Below are 19,064 nucleotides of genomic sequence, written 5' to 3' on the forward strand. Positions count from 1 at the left end.
CGATGAAGTTTTCCGAATTACAATTAAATGACAATGTACTTGAAGCACTCGACGCTATGCGTTTTGAGGAATGTACTCCCATACAAGAACAAGCGATTCCTGTAATACTTGAAGGTAGAGATTTAATAGCAGTAGCGCAAACGGGAACCGGAAAGACGGCTGCCTTTTTGTTGCCTATATTGAATAGATTGTCCGAAGGCGGACACCCGGAGGATGCTATTAACTGTGTGATCATGTCCCCTACTCGTGAACTGGCTCAGCAAATAGACCAGCAAATGGAAGGATTTTCTTATTTTATGCCTGTTTCAAGTGTAGCTGTCTATGGTGGAAATGACGGAATACTTTTCGAACAACAGAAGAAAGGCTTGATGCTCGGGGCTGATGTGGTTATAGCTACACCGGGACGCTTGATTGCACATCTGAGTTTGGGTTACGTTGATTTATCCCGAGTTTCTTATTTTATTCTGGATGAAGCGGATCGCATGCTTGATATGGGCTTTTATGAAGATATAATGCAGATTGTAAAATACTTGCCTAAGGAACGTCAGACCATTATGTTTTCTGCTACCATGCCCTCCAAGATACAGCAATTGGCCAATACTATTCTTAATAATCCGGCGGAGGTCAAACTGGCAGTATCAAAACCGGCTGAAAAAATCGTTCAGGCTGCCTATGTTTGTTACGAGAATCAGAAATTAGGCATTGTACGAAGTCTCTTTGCGGAGGAAGTTCCTGAAAGAGTGATCATCTTTGCATCTTCCAAATTAAAGGTAAAGGAGGTTGCAAAAGCCTTGAAAATGATGAAATTGAATGTCGGAGAGATGCATTCGGATCTTGAGCAGGCACAACGTGAGTTTATTATGCATGAGTTCAAATCGGGACGTATTAATATTCTGGTTGCTACGGACATCGTATCCAGAGGTATTGATATTGATGATATCCGTTTAGTCATCAATTTCGACGTACCGCATGACAGTGAGGATTATGTACACCGCATTGGGCGTACTGCGCGTGCAAATAATGATGGAGTCGCTCTTACGTTTGTTAATGAAAAAGAACAGACAAACTTTAAAAATATCGAGAACTTTCTTGAGAAGGAAATTTATAAGATTCCTGTACCTCCAGAATTAGGAGAAGCACCCCAATATAACCCTCGTTCGAATAATAGTGGTGGAAGAGGAGGAAGAAACTTTCGGAATGGAGGTAGAAGAAACAGTAATGGGGGACGCTCTGCATCACCCAGATCGGGCAGAAGATAAGCGTATGCTTTCTGCCCCCTACCCTTTTTTTCTAAAATATGTCTCTTTGATATCTTTTACAATCAGATGCTTATTTGTATTTAGCAGCTGCTATATTCAATTGTCCATTAAAGCTAATGGTCAAATTCACAAGATTGCATACCGGACTTTCCGGAATGCAAACTAAGGCTTGGTAATGATAACCTTTGCGATCAATTCCTGTAAAATTCATATCGGACAAAATGGCTTGTTGCAAAAAGTCCGCAGGAATCACATCAACAAACATTTGTTTGGTGATATCTTTGGCATATAGACTCTTTTTGCCTTCATACACACATATATGCATCACGTTATCATAGTAAATGTTGTCCATACTGATACCATCGTCTGAATATGTTGTTTTCACTACTTTCATTTGTGACGGATTAATGTATACGTAGGCTCTGTAACGGACACCATCGTATATTACTACACTATCTTTTTTAGTAACTTCCGTATAAGTTGGGATAACTTCTGCAGATTTGCGAGAGAATACCAATGTATCATTCGGATCTTCTGATTTATGCAACTTGACAATGTTGTCAGCCAGAGAATGAAACCAAAAAGAGTATTCACTCTGTTTGTCAATCTGGTATCGGGTTATATCTTTGCCATATGTATAAAGAGTATCTTTTAAAACCTTGAAGTAAACCGGAGTGCTCTGAGTGTCGGCATAATATATAGTATCTCCGATTATGCGCATCAGGGGAGTTTCTGTTTCATCATCAAGCCAAATGCCTTGGAGGATTTCTTTAGCTTTGGGGTCTTCATTGTCTTCAGAGGGCTGTTGTCCTTTGCCATTATTGCATGCTACGAATAAGACCATCAGTAACAATGTTGCAATGTACTTTATCATCTGTTTAATTTTGTGCAAAATTACTCATTTATATCGATAAAGATATAAAAAGGAGCTGAAAAGTAAGTCGGGGATTACAAAAAAACTCCTGACTTTTCAGCTCCGTTATTACTTTTTTGAGGATATGGATATTGGATATTATTTACCGATGCAGTGGTATATAAAGCCTTGTTCCTCCATTTCTTTTTTATCATAAATGTTACGACCGTCCATGACTACCTGTTGTGACATTGTCTTTCTCACAACAGCCCATGAAGGCAGACGGAATTCTTTCCATTCGGTAACCAGCATCAGCGCATCGGCATCCAAAACGGCATCGTACATGTCGCGTGCATAATATATGGAGTCGCCAATCCGCCTTTTACACTCATCTGCCGCTGCCGGATCATAAGCACGTACGTGACATCCTGCCTTAAGCAACTTATCAATTAATACCAGTGCAGGTGCTTCACGCATGTCATCTGTTTCGGGTTTGAATGCCAGTCCCCATAATGCAATGATTTTGCCTTTCAGGTTTCCATTGAACTGTTTTACTAACTTATCGAATAACAGGCTTTTTTGAGCTTCATTCACATCCTCTACAGCCCGTAATACCCGCATTTGATATCCATTCTGTTCAGCCGTTTTAATCAAAGCCTTTACATCTTTTGGAAAACATGATCCGCCATAACCGATGCCCGGATAGAGGAATTTACGTCCGATACGGGTATCCGAACCGATACCACTGCGTACCATATTGACGTCGGCCCCTACCAATTCACACAAGTTCGCAATGTCGTTCATGAAACTGATCCGGGTAGCTAACATTGAGTTGGCAGCATATTTAGTCATCTCAGCAGAAGGAATGTCCATGAATATCACACGAAAGTTATTTAGCATAAACGGTTTGTAAAGCTTGGTCATTAGTTTCTCTGCACGTTCCGACTCGACGCCAATGACAACACGGTCAGGACTCATAAAATCATTAACAGCATTACCTTCTTTCAGGAATTCAGGATTCGAAGCCACATCAAATTCTATTTTGGCTCCCCGTTTGTCCAGTTCTTCCTGAATGGCAGTACGAACTTTACAGGCTGTACCTACGGGTACGGTACTCTTGGTAACTACCAGTTTATATTTTTTCATGTTCTGTCCGATAGTGCGTGCTACTGCAAGTACGTAACTCAAGTCGGCACTTCCGTCTTCATCGGGAGGGGTTCCAACAGCGGAAAACACCACTTCTACATCATCCAGGCAGCTTTCCAATGAAGTTGTAAACTTCAGTCTTCCAGCTCTGGTATTACGGATAACCATTTCTTCCAACCCATTTTCATAAATGGGAATAATACCTTTTTTAAGTGCTTCTATTTTTTCGTTGTTCGTGTCAACACAAGTGACATCCACACCTATTTCTGCAAAACAGGTTCCTGTGACCAAACCTACGTATCCGGTTCCGACAATTGCAATTTTCATATTCTTTTGATTATTGAGGGTTTCTATTCAAAATACTCTGCTGCTCGGAAATTTCCTGCCTGCCGGTCTTTTTCCGACATGACGAGTTGTGAATCGGCAATAGGCCAGTCGATGCCCAATGCCGGATCATTGTATATTATGGAGGCTTCCGCCTGAGGAGCATATATATTATCTACTTTATAAGTAAAAACGGCCTCTTCGCTTTTCACCAGAAATCCATGAGCAAAACCACGAGGAATAAAAAGCTGGCGCTTATTGTCATCACTTAGCAATACGCTGATATGTTTTCCGAACGTGGGAGACGATTTTCTTAAATCAACAGCTACATCCAAAACTTCGCCTTTAATGACGCGTACCAGTTTAGCCTGGCAATAGTCTCCTTTCTGATAATGGAGTCCGCGCAACGTGCCGAATGAAGATTTGGATTCATTATCCTGTATAAAATTTATCTGCCCGATAGTAGCATCAAACTCTTGCTGCTTAAATGCTTCCATGAAATATCCGCGCGGATCAGAAAAAACCTTCGGCTCAATGATCCACACACCATCTATTTCTGTTTGTATATAATTCATTCGTTTCTGATGATATTATTAAGTAGCGCAAAAGTAGGCATTTTTTCTAATATGACAGGTATAGATAGATAAGAAAGGAAGGTTGAGTTTAGCATTTGTTAATAATAAAATGTGCAGTTTTATGGCATATCTTGAATTAATCTGTTAATTTTGCACACATGATTGAATTGGCACAGCATATTGAAGTATTATTATTGGAGAATGATTGTGTAATTGTTCCCGGATTTGGTGGATTTATCGCTCACTACGCTCCTGCTATGAGAGTGGCTGAAGAAAATATATTTCTCCCTCCTACCCGTGTTATCGGTTTCAATCCCCAATTGAGGTTGAATGACGGAGTATTAGTGCAATCATATATGGCTGTGTATGATACCAATTTCTCGGATGCCACAAAAATGGTGGAAAGAGAAGTGGCAGAGCTTATTGCCGTTCTCCATGAAGAAGGAAAAACTGATTTACCTAATATTGGAGAAATCCGTTATACTATTCATAACACTTACGAGTTTATTCCATACGACAATAAAATTACTACTCCTTATCTTTACGGACTCGATTCGTTTGAGATAAAAGAGTTAACGTCTTTACGACGTCCGGAAAGAGAGAAAATTCTTCCGCTCATTCCTAAAGAAAAGAAAAATCGTGAAATCAGCGTAAACTGGGCATTTTTAAGAAATGCAGTAGCAATGATTGCTGCGGTTGCATTGTTTTTTCTAATGTCTACTCCTGTCCAAAATACATATGTAGAAAAGGGTAATTATGCTCGATTGCTTCCTACTGATCTGTTTGAGAAGATAGAAAAACAATCGGTAGCAATGACTCCGGTTATGCTGAAAGCAAACGTTGCTACTCCACAAGCTAAACCGGTAACTACAAAGAAGAAAACGACGACTGTCTATAAAGCGTCTGTAACAAAACCGGTTGCAGTAAAAGAAGTAAAAGTTGCCCATCCGGAAAAGCCAATGAAAACAGCTGATGCAAAGGTTACAGAAGCTTCTTTTCCATATCATATAATCATAGCCAGTGTAGCTAATACCAAGGATGCTGAGTTAATGGCTGCCGAATTGAAAACTAAAGGTTATGCAGGTGCCAGTGTATTGACAGGTGACGGCAAAATTCGTGTTAGCATAATGTCATGTGCCAATCGTGAAGACGCTAACCGTCAATTGTTGAAATTAAGAGAGAACGAGGCTTATAAGAATGCCTGGATGCTGGCTAAATAAATATTTTTATAATGAAAAGAATTCTTTGCCCTAAGTGTGAAAATTACCTTTCTTTTGATGAAACCAAATATAGCGAAGGCCAATCATTGGTTTTTGTATGTGAACATTGTGGTAAACAGTTTAGTATCCGACTGGGAAAGAGCAAAATAAAAGCTTCCCGTAAGGAAGAGAAATTGGACGAGGAGGTATATAAAGAAGAATATGGCTGTATCGTCGTGATTGAGAACGTATTTGGTTTCAAACAAGTTCTACCCCTGCAGGAAGGTGATAACATCATTGGGCGTCGATGTATCGGTACAAATATCAATACTCCGATTGAAACCGGCGATATGAGTATGGACAGACGTCACTGCATTATCAATGTAAAACGTAACAAGCAGGGGGAATTAGTTTATACTTTACGTGATGCCCCGAGTCTGACAGGTACTTTTCTTATGAACGAAATTTTGGGTGATAAAGACCGTATTCGTATTGAAGACGGAGCTATCATTACTATTGGAGCTACTACTATTATTCTCCGTTCCGCAAGAAAAAGAGAGGAAATCTGAATTCTCAATAGAGTATGAACAGTGATATACTTTTCATGCTAATAATCTGAAAAACAGTATTTTTAGGAAGTTAATATCGTAAAGGCAGGAAGTTAACTTCTTGCAAACAAGATATTAACTTTCTATCCTTTATGAAGTTAATATCTTACCCCTCCCTTTAAAAGAGTGTTTTTCCCATATTATTTTAAAGTTTAAATTCATAAATATCTGGTTTGTCTTTGCATCTCTAAGTAATTTTTTTAATTTTGTGTTCGATAACGATAAATAAAATCGAAATATAAATAGAATATATTGTATTTATAATCAACAATATACCTTGGCTTTAATACAAATAACTATTCTGTACAATAAAAACACAAAGAAATGAAAAAATTTATGGGTAAGAACTTCCTGCTGCAAACAGAAACGGCTCAGGAATTATATCACGAACATGCATCTAAGATGCCGATTATTGATTATCACTGTCATTTAGTTCCCCAGATGGTAGCGGACGATTACCAGTTTAAATCTATAACCGAAATCTGGCTCGGTGGTGATCATTATAAATGGCGTGCCATGCGCTCAAATGGTGTGGAGGAGCGTTTTTGTACAGGAAAAGACACATCAGATTGGGAAAAATTTGAGAAATGGGCGGAAACAGTTCCATATACCTTACGTAATCCTTTATATCACTGGACTCATCTGGAATTGAAAACAGCATTTGGTATTGATAAAATATTGAACCCCAAAACAGCACGTGAAATTTATGATGAATGTAACGATAAACTGGCTTCTCCAGAATATTCTGCCCGTGGAATGATGCGTCGCTATCATGTGGAAGTCGTTTGTACGACCGATGATCCTATCGATTCATTGGAGTATCACATTAAAACACGTGAAAGTGGATTTGAAATAAAGATGTTACCCACTTGGCGGCCGGATAAAGTGATGGCTGTAGAAATACCATCAGACTTTCGTGCTTATGTTGAAAAACTATCGGAAATAAGTGAGGTCGATATTTCTGATTTTGACGATATGATAACAGCCTTGCGTAAACGCCACGATTACTTTGCCGATCAGGGATGTAAGCTGTCTGATCATGGAATCGAAGAATTTTATGCTGAAGAGTATACGGATGGCGAGATTAAAGCTATTTTCAATAAAATTTATGGTGGATCTGAACTAACAAAAGAGGAGGTTCTGAAATTTAAATCGGCTATGTTGATTATACTGGGTGAAATGGATTGGGAGAAGGGATGGACACAACAATTTCACTATGGTGCAATTCGCAATAACAACAGTCGGATGTTTAAATTGCTGGGACCTGATACTGGGTTTGATTCCATTGGTGAGTTTATGACCGCTAAAGCAATGAGTAAATTTCTGGACCGTCTGAATTCAAAAGGTAGACTGGCCAAAACAATTCTATATAATCTGAATCCTTGTGCAAATGAAATGATTGCTACTATGATAGGTAATTTTCAGGATGGCAGTATCCCCGGAAAAATTCAGTTTGGATCGGGGTGGTGGTTTCTTGATCAGAAGGATGGAATGGAAAAACAATTGAACGCCCTTTCTTTACTTGGATTGTTGAGTCGCTTTGTAGGAATGCTGACGGATTCTCGTTCTTTCCTCTCCTACCCTCGTCATGAGTACTTCCGCCGTACATTGTGTAATCTATTGGGGCGTGATGTGGAAAACGGTGAAATACCGGCATCTGAGATGGACCGTGTCTGTCAGATGGTTAAAGATATCAGCTATTTTAATGCTAAAAACTTTTTTCAGTTTTAATTACCTGTTTATTTAACTGTTATAATTAAGTCGGAAACTGGTTTTCCAAGCCTTTTTCCGGCTTTTATTTCATGAGTGGCTGGTCGGATTGGCAAAAAATCTTATCTTTGCGTTCGATTATCAATTAAAAAAAGAAAAACATAAATGAACAATTCCCCTCAGCCTGCTGCTAAAGGTTTCACAAGAGCCTTTTATGTCAGCAACACAGTCGAACTGTTTGAACGCATGGCTTACTATGCCGTGTTTATCGTTCTCACTATTTATCTATCTACAATTTTAGGTTTTAATGATTTTGAAGCAAGTATGATTTCCGGCCTTTTTTCCGGTGGATTATACTTGCTTCCTATTTTTACCGGAGCGTATGCCGATAAAATCGGTTTTCGCAAATCAATGCTTGTTGCTTTTTCATTATTGACAGCCGGATACTTGGGCCTGGGAGTATTACCCACGTTACTTGAAAGCGCCGGATTAGTGACTTATGGAGAAAACACTCATTTCGATGGACTGACGGATAGTGCCTCCCGTTGGTTGATAGTTCCGGTTCTATTTATAATTATGATAGGCGGCGCATTTATTAAATCGGTTATTTCAGCTTCTGTTGCCAAGGAAACAACTGAAGCGACTCGAGCACGCGGATATTCTATTTTTTATATGATGGTTAATATCGGTGCCTTTACCGGTAAAACGGTTATCGATCCTCTACGGAATGTTATTGGTGACCAAGCTTATATCTATATTAACTATTTCTCAGGAGTCATGACTCTCATCGCTTTGTTGGCTGTTTTCTTTTTGTATAAATCGACTCATACCGTAGGAGAAGGAAAGAGTATGCGTGAGATCGGACAAGGTTTCTTGCGTATTGTCACTAATTGGCGTTTGCTGATCTTAATCCTTATTATTACGGGATTCTGGATGGTACAACATCAGCTTTATGCTACAATGCCTAAGTATGTTATTCGCATGGCTGGTGAAACTGCAAAACCGGGGTGGATTGCCAATGTAAATCCTTTTGTCGTTGTTTGTTGTGTGAGCTTTGTGACTCGCTGGATGGCCAGACGAAGTGCTATCACTTCGATGAATATTGGTATGTTTCTGATTCCGATATCAGCGCTGTTGATGGCATGTGGTAATCTCTTGGGCAATGAAGTTATCTCGGGAATGAGTAATATTACGTTGATGATGATTGCCGGCATCGTGGTACAAGGCTTGGCAGAATGCTTTATTTCTCCGCGTTATCTGGAATATTTCTCTTTACAAGCTCCTAAAGGTGAAGAAGGCATGTACTTAGGTTTTAGCCATCTTCACTCTTTTTTGTCTTCTATTTTTGGCTTTGGGCTCGCAGGGGTGCTGCTGACCAAGTATTGTCCGGATCCTGCCCTGTTTGAATCCAGAGAAGCTTGGGAAGCCGCCAGTGTAAATGCTCATTACATCTGGTATTACTTTGCAGCAATCGGTTTGATTGCAGCAATTGCATTGCTTATTTTTGCAAAAATCACCGATTTCATCGATAAAAAGAAGAAAGCTAACACCTGATTGTTTCCTTTTTTATGTATATTTGCCGTCACTTTGCCATAAAAGTTGACGGCAATTTGCATTTAAAAGAAGAGAATAATAATGAAGATTAGATTTATAAGCCTGGCAAGTGGCAGTAGCGGAAACTGTTATTATCTGGGTACCGAAAAATACGGCATACTCATTGATGCAGGTATCGGAATTCGTACCATAAAAAAAACGTTGAGAGATATAAATGTGACGATGGATTCGATACGCGCAGTGTTTATAACGCATGATCATGCTGATCATATCAAAGCTGTGGGGCATTTAGGTGAGAAGTTGAATATTCCGGTATATACCACAGCACGTATACATGCGGGGATTAATAAAAGTTATTGTATGACAGAAAAATTGCATGCTTCTGTACGCTATCTGGAGAAAGAAGAGCCTATGCAATTGGAAGACTTCCGCATTGAGTCTTTTGAAGTTCCACATGACGGAACAGACAATGTGGGTTATTGTATAGAAGTTGATGGTAAAGTCTTTTCTTTTCTAACAGACTTGGGAGAGATTACTCCGACTGCTGCCCGATATATCTGTAAAGCCCATTATTTGATTCTTGAAGCTAATTATGATGAAGAAATGCTTCGTATGGGACCTTATCCTACATATCTGAAAGAACGTATTTCAAGTAGTACAGGCCATATGAGTAATGTAGATACTGCCGATTTTCTTGCTGAGAATATCACGGAACATCTTCGTTATATCTGGCTTTGTCATCTGAGCAAAGATAATAATCATCCGGAACTGGCTTATAAAACGGTTGAATGGAAATTAAAGAATAAAGGCGTCATTGTTGGGAAGGATGTGCAACTGCTTGCTTTAAAGAGAAATACGCCATCAGAGCTCTATGAATTTGAGTAAGTGTGAGAAAAAAAGAATAAAAAAGTTTCCTATTTGTTTTGCAATATGAAATAAAAGCCCTACTTTTGCAACCGCAAACGAGAAACAAGCACTCTTAGCTCAGCTGGTAGAGCAATTGACTCTTAATCAATGGGTCCAGGGTTCGAGTCCCTGAGGGTGTACAAAAGGAGATTATAAATAATCTCCTTTTTGTTTTNAAGGAGATTATAAATAATCTCCTTTTTGTTTTTGTGACATTTTGAAATATTATCTTATCTTTGTCGCCGCAAAGAATAAAATTGATGAAAACAACTTATCTGTTTGACATACTTGTCGATTATTTGGAACTGGCTTAGCTACGGTTTCACCTTATTTTGATATGCCTTTTCTCGTAATGGTATATCTCATTCTTCTTTCCTCCTGTATAAATGCAACAGAGGAATGATCTCATTCTTTATCTTATTTCAACTTTAATATGAATAATTGGAAGAAAAAGTTTATTATTATATGGACCGGGCAGCTATTCTCTATACTAAGTAGTTCTATTGCCCAGTTCTCTATTGTTTTGTGGATTAGTCTTAAAACTGGTTCTGCAGAAGTATTGTCATTTGCAACAATTGCTGCCCTATTGCCACAGGCGGTATTAGGTCCTTTTGCCGGTGTATTTGTCGATCGTTGGAATCGTAAGTGGACTATGATTGGAGCAGATAGCTTCGTCGCCCTTTGTTCCGGTATAATTGCATTGTTGTTTTATCTTGATACAGTTGAGCTATGGCATATATATTTTTTGCTTATGTTGCGCTCTGTTGGTGGTGCATTTCATACGCCTGCCATGAAATCGTCTGTGCCATTGCTGGCACCCGAGAAAGAGCTTATGCGCATTGCGGGTATCAACCAGGCGATTCAGTCAGTATGTAACATCGGTGGACCGGCTCTCGGGGCTATATTACTGCTTGCCTTCGATATGAGCCTTGTTATGCTTTTGGATGTATTTGGAGCCATAATAGCTTGTACAGCTTTACTTTTTGTGTATATTCCTAATCCTAAAAAAGAAAATGCTTCTGCTAAGAATGTGCTTTATGATATGCGAGATGGGTTTAATGTCATCATGCGCAACAAAGGAGTCAGTTGGGTTATGGTAACTGAAGTTCTTGTTACATTTTTTGTTATGCCTATGGTAGCTTTGATGCCATTGATGACCTTGAAGAATTTCTCGGGAACGGCATATCAGGTGAGTTTGATAGAGGCCCTTTTCGGTGCAGGCATGCTGGCCGGTGGTGCATTGCTGGGTGTTTGGAATCCTAAGATACGGAAAATTCTGCTGATTGCCACCTCTTACTTTTTACTCGGTCTGGCGTTGGCATTCTGTGGAGTGCTTCCGGCTGAAGGCTTTATCTATTTTGCCATACTAACAGTAGCACAGGGCATAGTTGTTCCGTTCTTTTCCGGACCTTTTACTTCATTGCTTCAAACTCAATTTGAACCGGCATATTTAGGACGGGTATTTTCACTTTTTGATAGCGTGAGCTTACTCCCCTCTATTATAGGGTTGTTTATTACGGGATTTGTTGCTGATAATCTGGGGATAGCCAATATTTTCATTTATTGCGGAATAGCAATTGTGCTTACCGCCGTTTTGATGATGTGTATTCCAGCTGTTAGGGATTTGGAAAGAAAAGGCAGGTAGAACGAATTTATTTATTATAAGTCATCCATTGATGCTCACTGTTTATCTCTTGGGTTGTGAAGAGATAAACAGTGAGCATTTTATGAAATATAGTATAACCTGAATATATTAAAGACTATTGATTAGAAAATGAATTGGAATCTTCCCTGAACTACGCTGAAGTTTTGGTTGCTTATCTCTTTTATATTAGCCCCGGGCATCATATAGCTATAGTTTAATTTTACTCCGATATATTTATTAATGTAATAATTAAGTCCAACGGAGATATCTTTTTGCTCTCCTCCCCAGATAGCAGCTTTTCCGTCATTAAGTGTTAGATAATTAAATCGGGAACAGAGCTCCAGGCTTTTTCCTTTCGGCCGGCCGGGACATGCGACTGATTCGTCATATAAATAAGTCTGACCGGCTAAAAGCCAAGAGCATTGAAGATAACCACCTTGTGCTACATAATTTTTAAATGCATTATCACGCTTCACATGTGTACGTATATATTCACTTTGCAGACAAAAACGGTGATAATAAACCAATAATTCGGTGCCAAACTTTATCTGATGTGTCGCATGGTCGACAGTGGCTGCAACAATGTTTCGGTTGTCAATCGTGCTCACTCCAGGAGATTTATAAGAAAATACGTTTTTGTCTTCTTCATTCAATGAACCGTCAGGAGTACGATAAGTTGTTGCAAACCCTATATGGATAAGCTTCTCATTTTCAAATACCGGTCGATATACTATCCTGCCATCCAACGCATAGCCTTGTGAAACATTTTTCAGATTATTGACATCATTGTCGGTAAATGCCCCTCCCGACAAATAGTAACGTTTACTTCTATAGCTATATGCGACTCCCATTCGCCGGCTGTTTGTCAAGGCAAGAACGACTCCGGGAGATTGATTAAAGCGAAGGTCGAAAGTACTACACAGCATTTCTAAGCTGAAGGGTTCGTAAAATTGTCCAACCTGTATAGTGTGCTTTTTTTGTGTATACATTGCGTAAGCATCCTTGATTGCTGCTTTATTGCCGGTATAGCCTATTTCAACTTTCATATTCCAGTTTTGATAAGCAACTTTTGCGCCTATGCGAAGATCACCAAATTCCACTCCATTACCAAAATGGTTATCATTTTTAAGATATACGCCTCCATCCAGAAGCATTCGTCCTGTCACTTTACATTGTAGTTTGTCCGAGTTGGGCTGTGCCGAAGATAATAAAGCGTAAGATATGCCCAACAAGTAGGAAAAAGTGTGTTTTAGATATAAGTTCATTTGTTATTAGATTTTTAGCCTTGCTATTTATTTCGGATACAAAAATACATTAAAAGAAATATAGATGAAATGAATATTTATAATTTATTGATATATTGATGTTTTTCTTCATTAGAAGATTGTAATATAAATCTAATTAAATAGATACAGATAATTTTATAAATTATATATTATAAGAGGTATTATACATTTATCTGTTGAATTATAATAGTTTACGTAAATCGTACTATATAAAATGCTTTAATGTGCGATTAAAAAAACTTTTTTAAAACTTAATCTTTGACCGGAATATGTTTTTTCTTTACTAAATCTTAATTCAACGCTTCTTGGTCTAATATAGATTATTGTAAATGAGACAATTTATCATGTATGATTATTTATGAATGAATACTTAAAAAGATACAAGTGTTTCATTAGACAGAATAAAAGACATTCTTTAGACGCAAAAAATTCCTTCAAACATTTGCAGTTTAAAAATAAAGGTTTACCTTTGCACCCGAAATCAAGAACGCTTGATAACATGCACTCTTAGCTCAGCTGGTAGAGCAATTGACTCTTAATCAATGGGTCCAGGGTTCGAGTCCCTGAGGGTGTACAATTCGTTATAAATCCACTGCATATAAAAATGTAGTGGATTTTTTATGTGTTTATTTTTATTTAGCTTCTGTTCTTCAACAAGATATTGAATTAATCGGAAATTTTTGTTGGTGCTCCTCTCTTTATATTTCTGCATCTTAGCGATGCCTTTGTCGCACAACCTTCTTCGTATTGATGTTTTTCCTGATAAGTAAGGATAGTCCATCAATAATGAAACCTAAAGGTTCAGGTGGAGGAGTATCTTTTGATCCTTGGGAAAATGGTTGCTTCCTATAATTCAAGTTCATCTTGGCAGCTAAGATACAGATCTTGCGGGTCAAGATGTGTATCTTGCGAGCTAAGATGTAGATCTTAGCCCGTAAGATGGACTTTAACTATCGGTCTGAAAAGTTTATTTTCTATGTTTCAGCACTTTAGAGTAAAGTGATTTGTTATTTTATAATTGGGTCTTTACAACCAATAAAAAGAAATGTATACCGCTCCTGTGGTTAAGTTCTGATTATATTTCCTTAGGTGTACTTTAATCATTTTTATGGGCTGCAATCGGACTGTCCCTTTTTACATAAAGATGAATGCCAACAAAAATTTCCGATTACTCCGTTTTTATGTATTTGATAGTAAATAGATAGATAATTATAGCAAAAAGACTGGAAAAAAATGGATTTTATTTTGTTTTTAACCTTGAAACTTACTATCTTTAGGAAATAGATTATAATTGGGGGCAATTAATAAGTCCTGGCCCACAGGCGAATGATATGAGAATACAATTTGAAATTAAGGAAAAGTTACCTGAAATAATCGGGGAAATTCTAAATTCCGAAAGATGGACGACCCTTATTAAGGAAGATATTTCAGGTAGGAAATTAGTCGTAATCCGTGATCGTGCATTCGATTCGGAGGCAACTGTGGAGATCTACTCTCGTGAGGTTACTATTAAAACAGCATGGTCCAGATACACTTATCGGCTGTTTATATTGGGAGATTGTGTGTGGTGTGAATACAACGGTGCTTATCGTGGGTTATTAGAACAAAACTTATTGCCGTCTATAACTCCTAAAGAGAGTTTATTGGATTCGGAAGTTTTGGATAGTTCATTGTATGGGCATGAAAAGAAAAAACTCCGGGAATATGCTGAGGATAATCTTAAACTGAAGAAATTCAGACGTGAGAATTTTAATGAAAATCGCACTGGAGTAGCTCCGTTTGATCATCCGAAAAAGGTGTATGACGAATTCATTAAAGAAGATTACATTGCTCCTTCTTCGGAAAATAATAATAAATAAGAATAATAAAGGAGGATTTTATACTATTCAGAGTATCAATCCTCCTTTATTTCTATAGAGGATTACTCTCTGTATCCTCCATTTCCGGTGCATCATGTATACTTTTCATTATAAATGCCCACGTGATAAGCAAAAAAGCTATATAAATAATTATATATTCCATAATCCCTTTATTTTATTGACTATATAACAGGTTGGATTTTGAAAAGATGTTCGTATTACATTTTTTTTGCATATTCGGATGAAAATAAATGCATTGTTCCTGAGAATACGATACATTTCTCCAATAATAACATCAGTAAGAGATTTATTTGTCATCAGAGTAGCCGTATTCTTTAAGAATATTTCTGCCAATCTCCTCCAGACAGCTTCTCAGAAACTTCCCTATTTTTTTCATGATCACATTCCTTTCATTTTAGTTGTCATTCGCCGATATAACAAAAATGATAATTCATGAGTTGTATTTTGATATTGCTTTTTGGGGGGATCTGGCTATTATTTGATCTGTATCAAGTAAACAATACAAAACGGATAGTTGTTTATATTATAAAATCTAAAAATATAAACTTATGATTTACAAATTTTTATTTCCTCTTAAACCAGACAGTATGGGAGCATCCGCATTCCTGCTGATTCTAAGAATCTCGTTTGGATTATTGTTAATGAATCATGGCATACAAAAATGGAGTAATTTTCAGGAACTTTCCACATCCTTTCCTGATCCGTTGGGATTAGGTTCTCCCCTCTCCTTGGGGTTGGCCATTTTTGCAGAGTTAGTATGTTCGATGGCCTTTATTATAGGTTTTCTTTACAGGTTAGCCATGATTCCAATGATCTTTACTATGGGTATTGCATTCTTTGTTATTCATGCAAATGATGCATTTGCAATGAAAGAATTGGCATTAGTATATTTGATTGTTTTTATTTTGATGTATATAAGCGGACCGGGGAAATATTCTGTCGATTATATGATAGGCCGGCAACTCCGAAACAAAAGGAAAATGTAAGCAGAAAAGTAACCTAAATTTGTTCTCTTTAGCTAAAAAGAGTATATTTGCAGATTATAACAGGATCGTTTTTATATAAATGATCCATAATATTAACCTAATAACAAATAAAAAAATTAGTATGAAAAAGAACAGATTAACTTTGGTTGCTGCCATTTTTCTCAGTGGTACTATCCTGTTTAGTTCATGTGTAGGATCATTCGGATTGTTCAATCGCATTTCGTCATGGAATCAGTCCATTGGTACAAAATTTGTAAATGAACTTGTTTTCCTTGCTTTAAATATCGTTCCGGTATATGGTGTCGCTTATCTGGCAGATGCATTGGTGATTAACTCAATCGAATTCTGGAGTGGCACCAATCCTATGGCTAATGTAGGTGATGTGAAGAAAGTAAAGGGTGAGAACGGAGATTATCTGGTAAAGACCCTTGAGAATGGTTATTCCATCACTAAAGAAGGTGAAGATTCAGCTATGGAGTTGATTTATAACAAAGAAGCAAACACTTGGAATGTTGTTGCTGACGGAGTAAGCACGGAATTGTTGAAAATGAACAATGACGGTACTGCTGAAATGAATTTACCGAATGGAGAAAAGATGAACGTGACTCTTGATGCACAAGGTATGATGGCTGCACGTCAGGCTACAATGGGCGGACTGCTTTTTGCAGCACGCTGATTATCGAAATAACTATAAATATAAAGATGAAACCGCTCTGAGAGTCAGTTTCATCTTTTTTTATCTCTATCCTTAATAGAATCAGAATGGATAGCCTACAGCAAAATGAAATGCGAAATCACGGCTAAATTTAGGATGAATAATAGGATAACGTTCTTTTGTTTTCTCATATTTAGGATTTACAGCTTTCATACCTCCGTCAAAACGAAGTACAAAAAAGTCAAGGTCCAGTCTGAGCCCTAATCCATAAGCCACTGCGATTTGCTTATAGAACTTGTCGAATTCAAAAGCTCCTCCCGGCTGGTTTTCATATTCACGGATAGTCCATATGTTACCTGCATCGATAAATGCCGCTCCGCGGAACTTCCAAAACAGACGGGTCCGGTATTCGATGCTTGCATCCAATTTGATATCTCCGGACTGATTCATGAAATTTCCATCGCCGGCAAAAGAGCCCGGTCCTAAATTACGTACAGACCATCCTCTTACGCTGTTGGCTCCTCCTGAGAAATAACGTTTCTCAAAAGGAACTACCTTGGCATTTCCATAAGGTACGGCAACTCCTATCCCCGCATGAAACGCAAGGGAATTGCGATGATCGATTATAATATTCTTGGCAAAATCAAAGTCGCCTTTCAAATATTGTGCATAAGGTATCCCTAAAATAGCATATTCCCCATCTTTATTCTTTCTCATATTAATCATTTTAGAGACTCCGTAAAGAATGTTGCCTGCAGATTCGAAGCCTGCCCGTATGGAATAAGAATTAGAAGTTATCGTATTATTGACAAGGGTTCCTCCTGCACTATTATAGTTATAAGTATATCCCATACGTACAATAAGACGATTTTCATAATTATATCTGAGGATGTAGTTGTCTTTGTCCTTATCAATATAGTCTTCCTGGAATTGAGGAGAAATCCAGGGAAGGTAGAGGTAACTGATATCCAATAAATCGATGCGATGCTGAATCTTTTGCTTTTGCATCCATTTGTAGCTCCATGAAGCCGAAGCAATGGTACGGGAGAACTCGGGGCGTAATTGATAATTGTATTGTAGTCCGAACTCTGTCGTTGCTCTTATTCGCCGTTTAAAGTCAGAAGTAAGAAAGGGAAATAAGAAACTGGGGAAATTGATGCTTGTTTCAACTCCGTATTCAGTATAATTATGGTTTTTATATCCCGGCTGTAATCCGGATATGGCCTCATAAGCTCCTCGGAATTTTACCATGAAAGTTTCTGAGCCGCGAAATAAATTTCTATGTTGAAAAGAAACGGACGCGGCAGCTCCCAAATCACCTGCCGAATTAGTACCTTCCAACTCAAAAGAAATGGATTTATGCTTGCTTTTGGTTAGCATTACATAGCAATTCAGTCTGGTACTATCGTCATTTTGTGTCTCAAAAAAACGAATGTTAGTATACTTGAGAGCTGAAAGTCTCCCAAAATAAGTATAGGTCTTTTGTACGTTACGTTCATCATATAAATCTCCGAAGGTGAATCTTAAGTTATCTACGAGCACTTTAGGACGTAAATACAGTTGGTCTTTATAATAGATCGGAAATCCGTTATAATGCAAAGAGTCATTAATTTCAATACTGCTCAGAGCTGATGATTGCAAGACATCATAATCAGTAATAAAATTGATTTTGTTGATCTTGTACTGAGGATGTTCTTTAGGAACATCACCAACATAAGCTTTATAGGGCAACAGATGTAAAGTCAAATCTACTTGATAAGTATTGCGGGCAGTATCTGCCGTATAAGTAATATAATCCTTATTAAATTTATAATAACCGTTACACAATAAGTAGTCTGTAATACGTTGCCGTTCCGCATCAAGTGTGTTTACATCGAAAAGCATTCCTTCTTTCAACGTTGATTTGGTAGAATCATTTTGAAGATATTCGGCTATTTTCTTATCAGAAATATCATACTTCAGTGTGCGTACAGTATAAGGTTTGCCTGAATTGATTTCATAAAACAGTTTTAGCTTTTTCTTTTTAGTTTTTATGGTTCTTTTTACGGTAGCTCCCATATAGCCGAGATTCTGCACTGCTTTTGCAATTTCTTCTTGCGAACGGATAGCATCGGCTTCATTATAGATAACCGGAGCATCTCCTATCTTGCGCAAGAATTTATTGAGCCATTTCGTAGAATCCCTTCCGGACCAATTATACACATACAGTTGAGTCTTGACTGCACTGAACCATTTCGAGTTAGGATTCTGTCGCACATAAAGTCGCATGTCCGACGGTTTTATGTCTTTATTATCAGTATGTATTTTTACTTCATCCAACAAATAAGAACCCTCCGGCACAAACTTAGTGGCAGAACACGAAGCCAGTGACAAAACAAAATAAAGAAGAATCGTGTAAAGAACCCCTTTCTTCATATACGGTTTTTAATAGATTACGCCAAATAGGTTACAAATATAAACCATATTTTTTGTTTTGGG

Annotated in this window: 15 protein-coding genes and 2 tRNA genes; 12 read left to right on the forward strand and 5 right to left on the reverse strand. The window is 37.9% G+C overall.

Annotated elements, in window-relative coordinates; genetic code table 11:
* Positions 1 to 2 precede the first annotated feature (2 nt).
* Entirely contained in the window at positions 3 to 1,259 is a 1,257-nt protein-coding gene (locus tag JZY04_RS04035; RefSeq protein ID WP_122142107.1) for a DEAD/DEAH box helicase, read from the forward strand.
* Between the two features lie 70 nt (positions 1,260 to 1,329).
* On the opposite strand, the gene JZY04_RS04040 is transcribed toward JZY04_RS04035, so the two are convergent.
* The 3 genes from JZY04_RS04040 to rfbC all read right to left on the reverse strand — a co-directional run bounded on the left by JZY04_RS04040 (position 1,330) and on the right by rfbC (position 4,157).
* Complete coding sequence (locus JZY04_RS04040; RefSeq protein ID WP_122142106.1) at positions 1,330 to 2,133, reverse strand: DUF4738 domain-containing protein; 804 nt, start codon at positions 2,131 to 2,133, stop codon at positions 1,330 to 1,332.
* Between the two features lie 138 nt (positions 2,134 to 2,271).
* The gene (locus JZY04_RS04045; RefSeq protein ID WP_122142105.1) at positions 2,272 to 3,585 is read right to left on the reverse strand and encodes a UDP-glucose/GDP-mannose dehydrogenase family protein; all 1,314 of its coding nucleotides are present in this window, start codon (positions 3,583 to 3,585) and stop codon (positions 2,272 to 2,274) included.
* A 23-nt stretch (positions 3,586 to 3,608) separates the two neighbouring features.
* Positions 3,609 to 4,157, reverse strand: coding sequence for a dTDP-4-dehydrorhamnose 3,5-epimerase (gene rfbC, locus JZY04_RS04050; protein ID WP_005777775.1), 549 nt, complete (start codon positions 4,155 to 4,157; stop codon positions 3,609 to 3,611).
* Positions 4,158 to 4,315: 158 nt separating this feature from the next.
* Between rfbC and JZY04_RS04055 the strand changes: the two genes are divergently transcribed.
* From JZY04_RS04055 to JZY04_RS04085, 7 genes are all read left to right on the forward strand, one after another.
* Positions 4,316 to 5,377, forward strand: a complete 1,062-nt coding sequence (locus JZY04_RS04055) for an SPOR domain-containing protein (protein WP_005777772.1) — start codon at positions 4,316 to 4,318, stop codon at positions 5,375 to 5,377.
* An 11-nt stretch (positions 5,378 to 5,388) separates the two neighbouring features.
* Positions 5,389 to 5,925 (forward strand): FHA domain-containing protein, encoded by a 537-nt coding sequence (locus tag JZY04_RS04060; RefSeq protein WP_005777770.1) that lies wholly within the window; start codon positions 5,389 to 5,391, stop codon positions 5,923 to 5,925.
* Between the two features lie 363 nt (positions 5,926 to 6,288).
* Positions 6,289 to 7,695: a glucuronate isomerase gene (gene uxaC / locus JZY04_RS04065; protein ID WP_122142104.1), complete on the forward strand. Its 1,407-nt coding sequence runs from the start codon at positions 6,289 to 6,291 to the stop codon at positions 7,693 to 7,695.
* Positions 7,696 to 7,839: 144 nt separating this feature from the next.
* Positions 7,840 to 9,228: an MFS transporter gene (locus tag JZY04_RS04070; protein ID WP_005820255.1), complete on the forward strand. Its 1,389-nt coding sequence runs from the start codon at positions 7,840 to 7,842 to the stop codon at positions 9,226 to 9,228.
* 81 nt (positions 9,229 to 9,309) lie between these two features.
* A complete protein-coding gene (locus JZY04_RS04075; protein WP_005777763.1) occupies positions 9,310 to 10,113 on the forward strand; it encodes an MBL fold metallo-hydrolase in 804 nt (267 codons plus the stop codon).
* Positions 10,114 to 10,201: 88 nt separating this feature from the next.
* Positions 10,202 to 10,274 (forward strand) — tRNA-Lys (locus tag JZY04_RS04080).
* Between the two features lie 293 nt (positions 10,275 to 10,567).
* A complete protein-coding gene (locus JZY04_RS04085; RefSeq protein ID WP_032530007.1) occupies positions 10,568 to 11,779 on the forward strand; it encodes an MFS transporter in 1,212 nt (403 codons plus the stop codon).
* Positions 11,780 to 11,901: 122 nt separating this feature from the next.
* On the opposite strand, the gene JZY04_RS04090 is transcribed toward JZY04_RS04085, so the two are convergent.
* Positions 11,902 to 13,044: an OprO/OprP family phosphate-selective porin gene (locus JZY04_RS04090; protein ID WP_005777760.1), complete on the reverse strand. Its 1,143-nt coding sequence runs from the start codon at positions 13,042 to 13,044 to the stop codon at positions 11,902 to 11,904.
* A 522-nt stretch (positions 13,045 to 13,566) separates the two neighbouring features.
* Between JZY04_RS04090 and JZY04_RS04095 the strand changes: the two genes are divergently transcribed.
* The 4 genes from JZY04_RS04095 (at position 13,567) to JZY04_RS04110 (ending at position 16,607) form a co-directional block, all read left to right on the forward strand.
* A tRNA-Lys gene (locus tag JZY04_RS04095) sits at positions 13,567 to 13,639 on the forward strand.
* A gap of 757 nt (positions 13,640 to 14,396) precedes the next feature.
* Positions 14,397 to 14,924, forward strand: coding sequence for a hypothetical protein (locus JZY04_RS04100; RefSeq protein WP_005806074.1), 528 nt, complete (start codon positions 14,397 to 14,399; stop codon positions 14,922 to 14,924).
* Between the two features lie 569 nt (positions 14,925 to 15,493).
* Positions 15,494 to 15,931: a DoxX family protein gene (locus JZY04_RS04105; protein ID WP_005806070.1), complete on the forward strand. Its 438-nt coding sequence runs from the start codon at positions 15,494 to 15,496 to the stop codon at positions 15,929 to 15,931.
* A 121-nt stretch (positions 15,932 to 16,052) separates the two neighbouring features.
* A complete protein-coding gene (locus JZY04_RS04110) occupies positions 16,053 to 16,607 on the forward strand; it encodes a DUF3332 domain-containing protein (protein ID WP_005806068.1) in 555 nt (184 codons plus the stop codon).
* 81 nt (positions 16,608 to 16,688) lie between these two features.
* On the opposite strand, the gene JZY04_RS04115 is transcribed toward JZY04_RS04110, so the two are convergent.
* Positions 16,689 to 19,001 (reverse strand): BamA/TamA family outer membrane protein, encoded by a 2,313-nt coding sequence (locus tag JZY04_RS04115; RefSeq protein ID WP_122142103.1) that lies wholly within the window; start codon positions 18,999 to 19,001, stop codon positions 16,689 to 16,691.
* Between the last annotated feature and the right edge of the window lie 63 nt (positions 19,002 to 19,064).

It is taken from the genome of Bacteroides sp. 11BF, assembly GCF_019633765.1.
GTDB lineage: Bacteria > Bacteroidota > Bacteroidia > Bacteroidales > Bacteroidaceae > Bacteroides > Bacteroides hominis.

Excerpts from the sequence above, each read along its gene's own strand:
- JZY04_RS04035 (WP_122142107.1), top strand. The coding sequence starts at position 3 with ATGAAGTTTTCCGAATTACAATTAAATGACAATGTACTTGAAGCACTC.
- JZY04_RS04040 (WP_122142106.1), bottom strand. The coding sequence starts at position 2,133 with ATGATAAAGTACATTGCAACATTGTTACTGATGGTCTTATTCGTAGCA.
- JZY04_RS04045 (WP_122142105.1), bottom strand. The coding sequence starts at position 3,585 with ATGAAAATTGCAATTGTCGGAACCGGATACGTAGGTTTGGTCACAGGA.
- rfbC (WP_005777775.1), bottom strand. The coding sequence starts at position 4,157 with ATGAATTATATACAAACAGAAATAGATGGTGTGTGGATCATTGAGCCG.
- JZY04_RS04055 (WP_005777772.1), top strand. The coding sequence starts at position 4,316 with ATGATTGAATTGGCACAGCATATTGAAGTATTATTATTGGAGAATGAT.
- JZY04_RS04060 (WP_005777770.1), top strand. The coding sequence starts at position 5,389 with ATGAAAAGAATTCTTTGCCCTAAGTGTGAAAATTACCTTTCTTTTGAT.
- uxaC (WP_122142104.1), top strand. The coding sequence starts at position 6,289 with ATGAAAAAATTTATGGGTAAGAACTTCCTGCTGCAAACAGAAACGGCT.
- JZY04_RS04070 (WP_005820255.1), top strand. The coding sequence starts at position 7,840 with ATGAACAATTCCCCTCAGCCTGCTGCTAAAGGTTTCACAAGAGCCTTT.
- JZY04_RS04075 (WP_005777763.1), top strand. The coding sequence starts at position 9,310 with ATGAAGATTAGATTTATAAGCCTGGCAAGTGGCAGTAGCGGAAACTGT.
- JZY04_RS04085 (WP_032530007.1), top strand. The coding sequence starts at position 10,568 with ATGAATAATTGGAAGAAAAAGTTTATTATTATATGGACCGGGCAGCTA.
- JZY04_RS04090 (WP_005777760.1), bottom strand. The coding sequence starts at position 13,044 with ATGAACTTATATCTAAAACACACTTTTTCCTACTTGTTGGGCATATCT.
- JZY04_RS04100 (WP_005806074.1), top strand. The coding sequence starts at position 14,397 with ATGAGAATACAATTTGAAATTAAGGAAAAGTTACCTGAAATAATCGGG.
- JZY04_RS04105 (WP_005806070.1), top strand. The coding sequence starts at position 15,494 with ATGATTTACAAATTTTTATTTCCTCTTAAACCAGACAGTATGGGAGCA.
- JZY04_RS04110 (WP_005806068.1), top strand. The coding sequence starts at position 16,053 with ATGAAAAAGAACAGATTAACTTTGGTTGCTGCCATTTTTCTCAGTGGT.
- JZY04_RS04115 (WP_122142103.1), bottom strand. The coding sequence starts at position 19,001 with ATGAAGAAAGGGGTTCTTTACACGATTCTTCTTTATTTTGTTTTGTCA.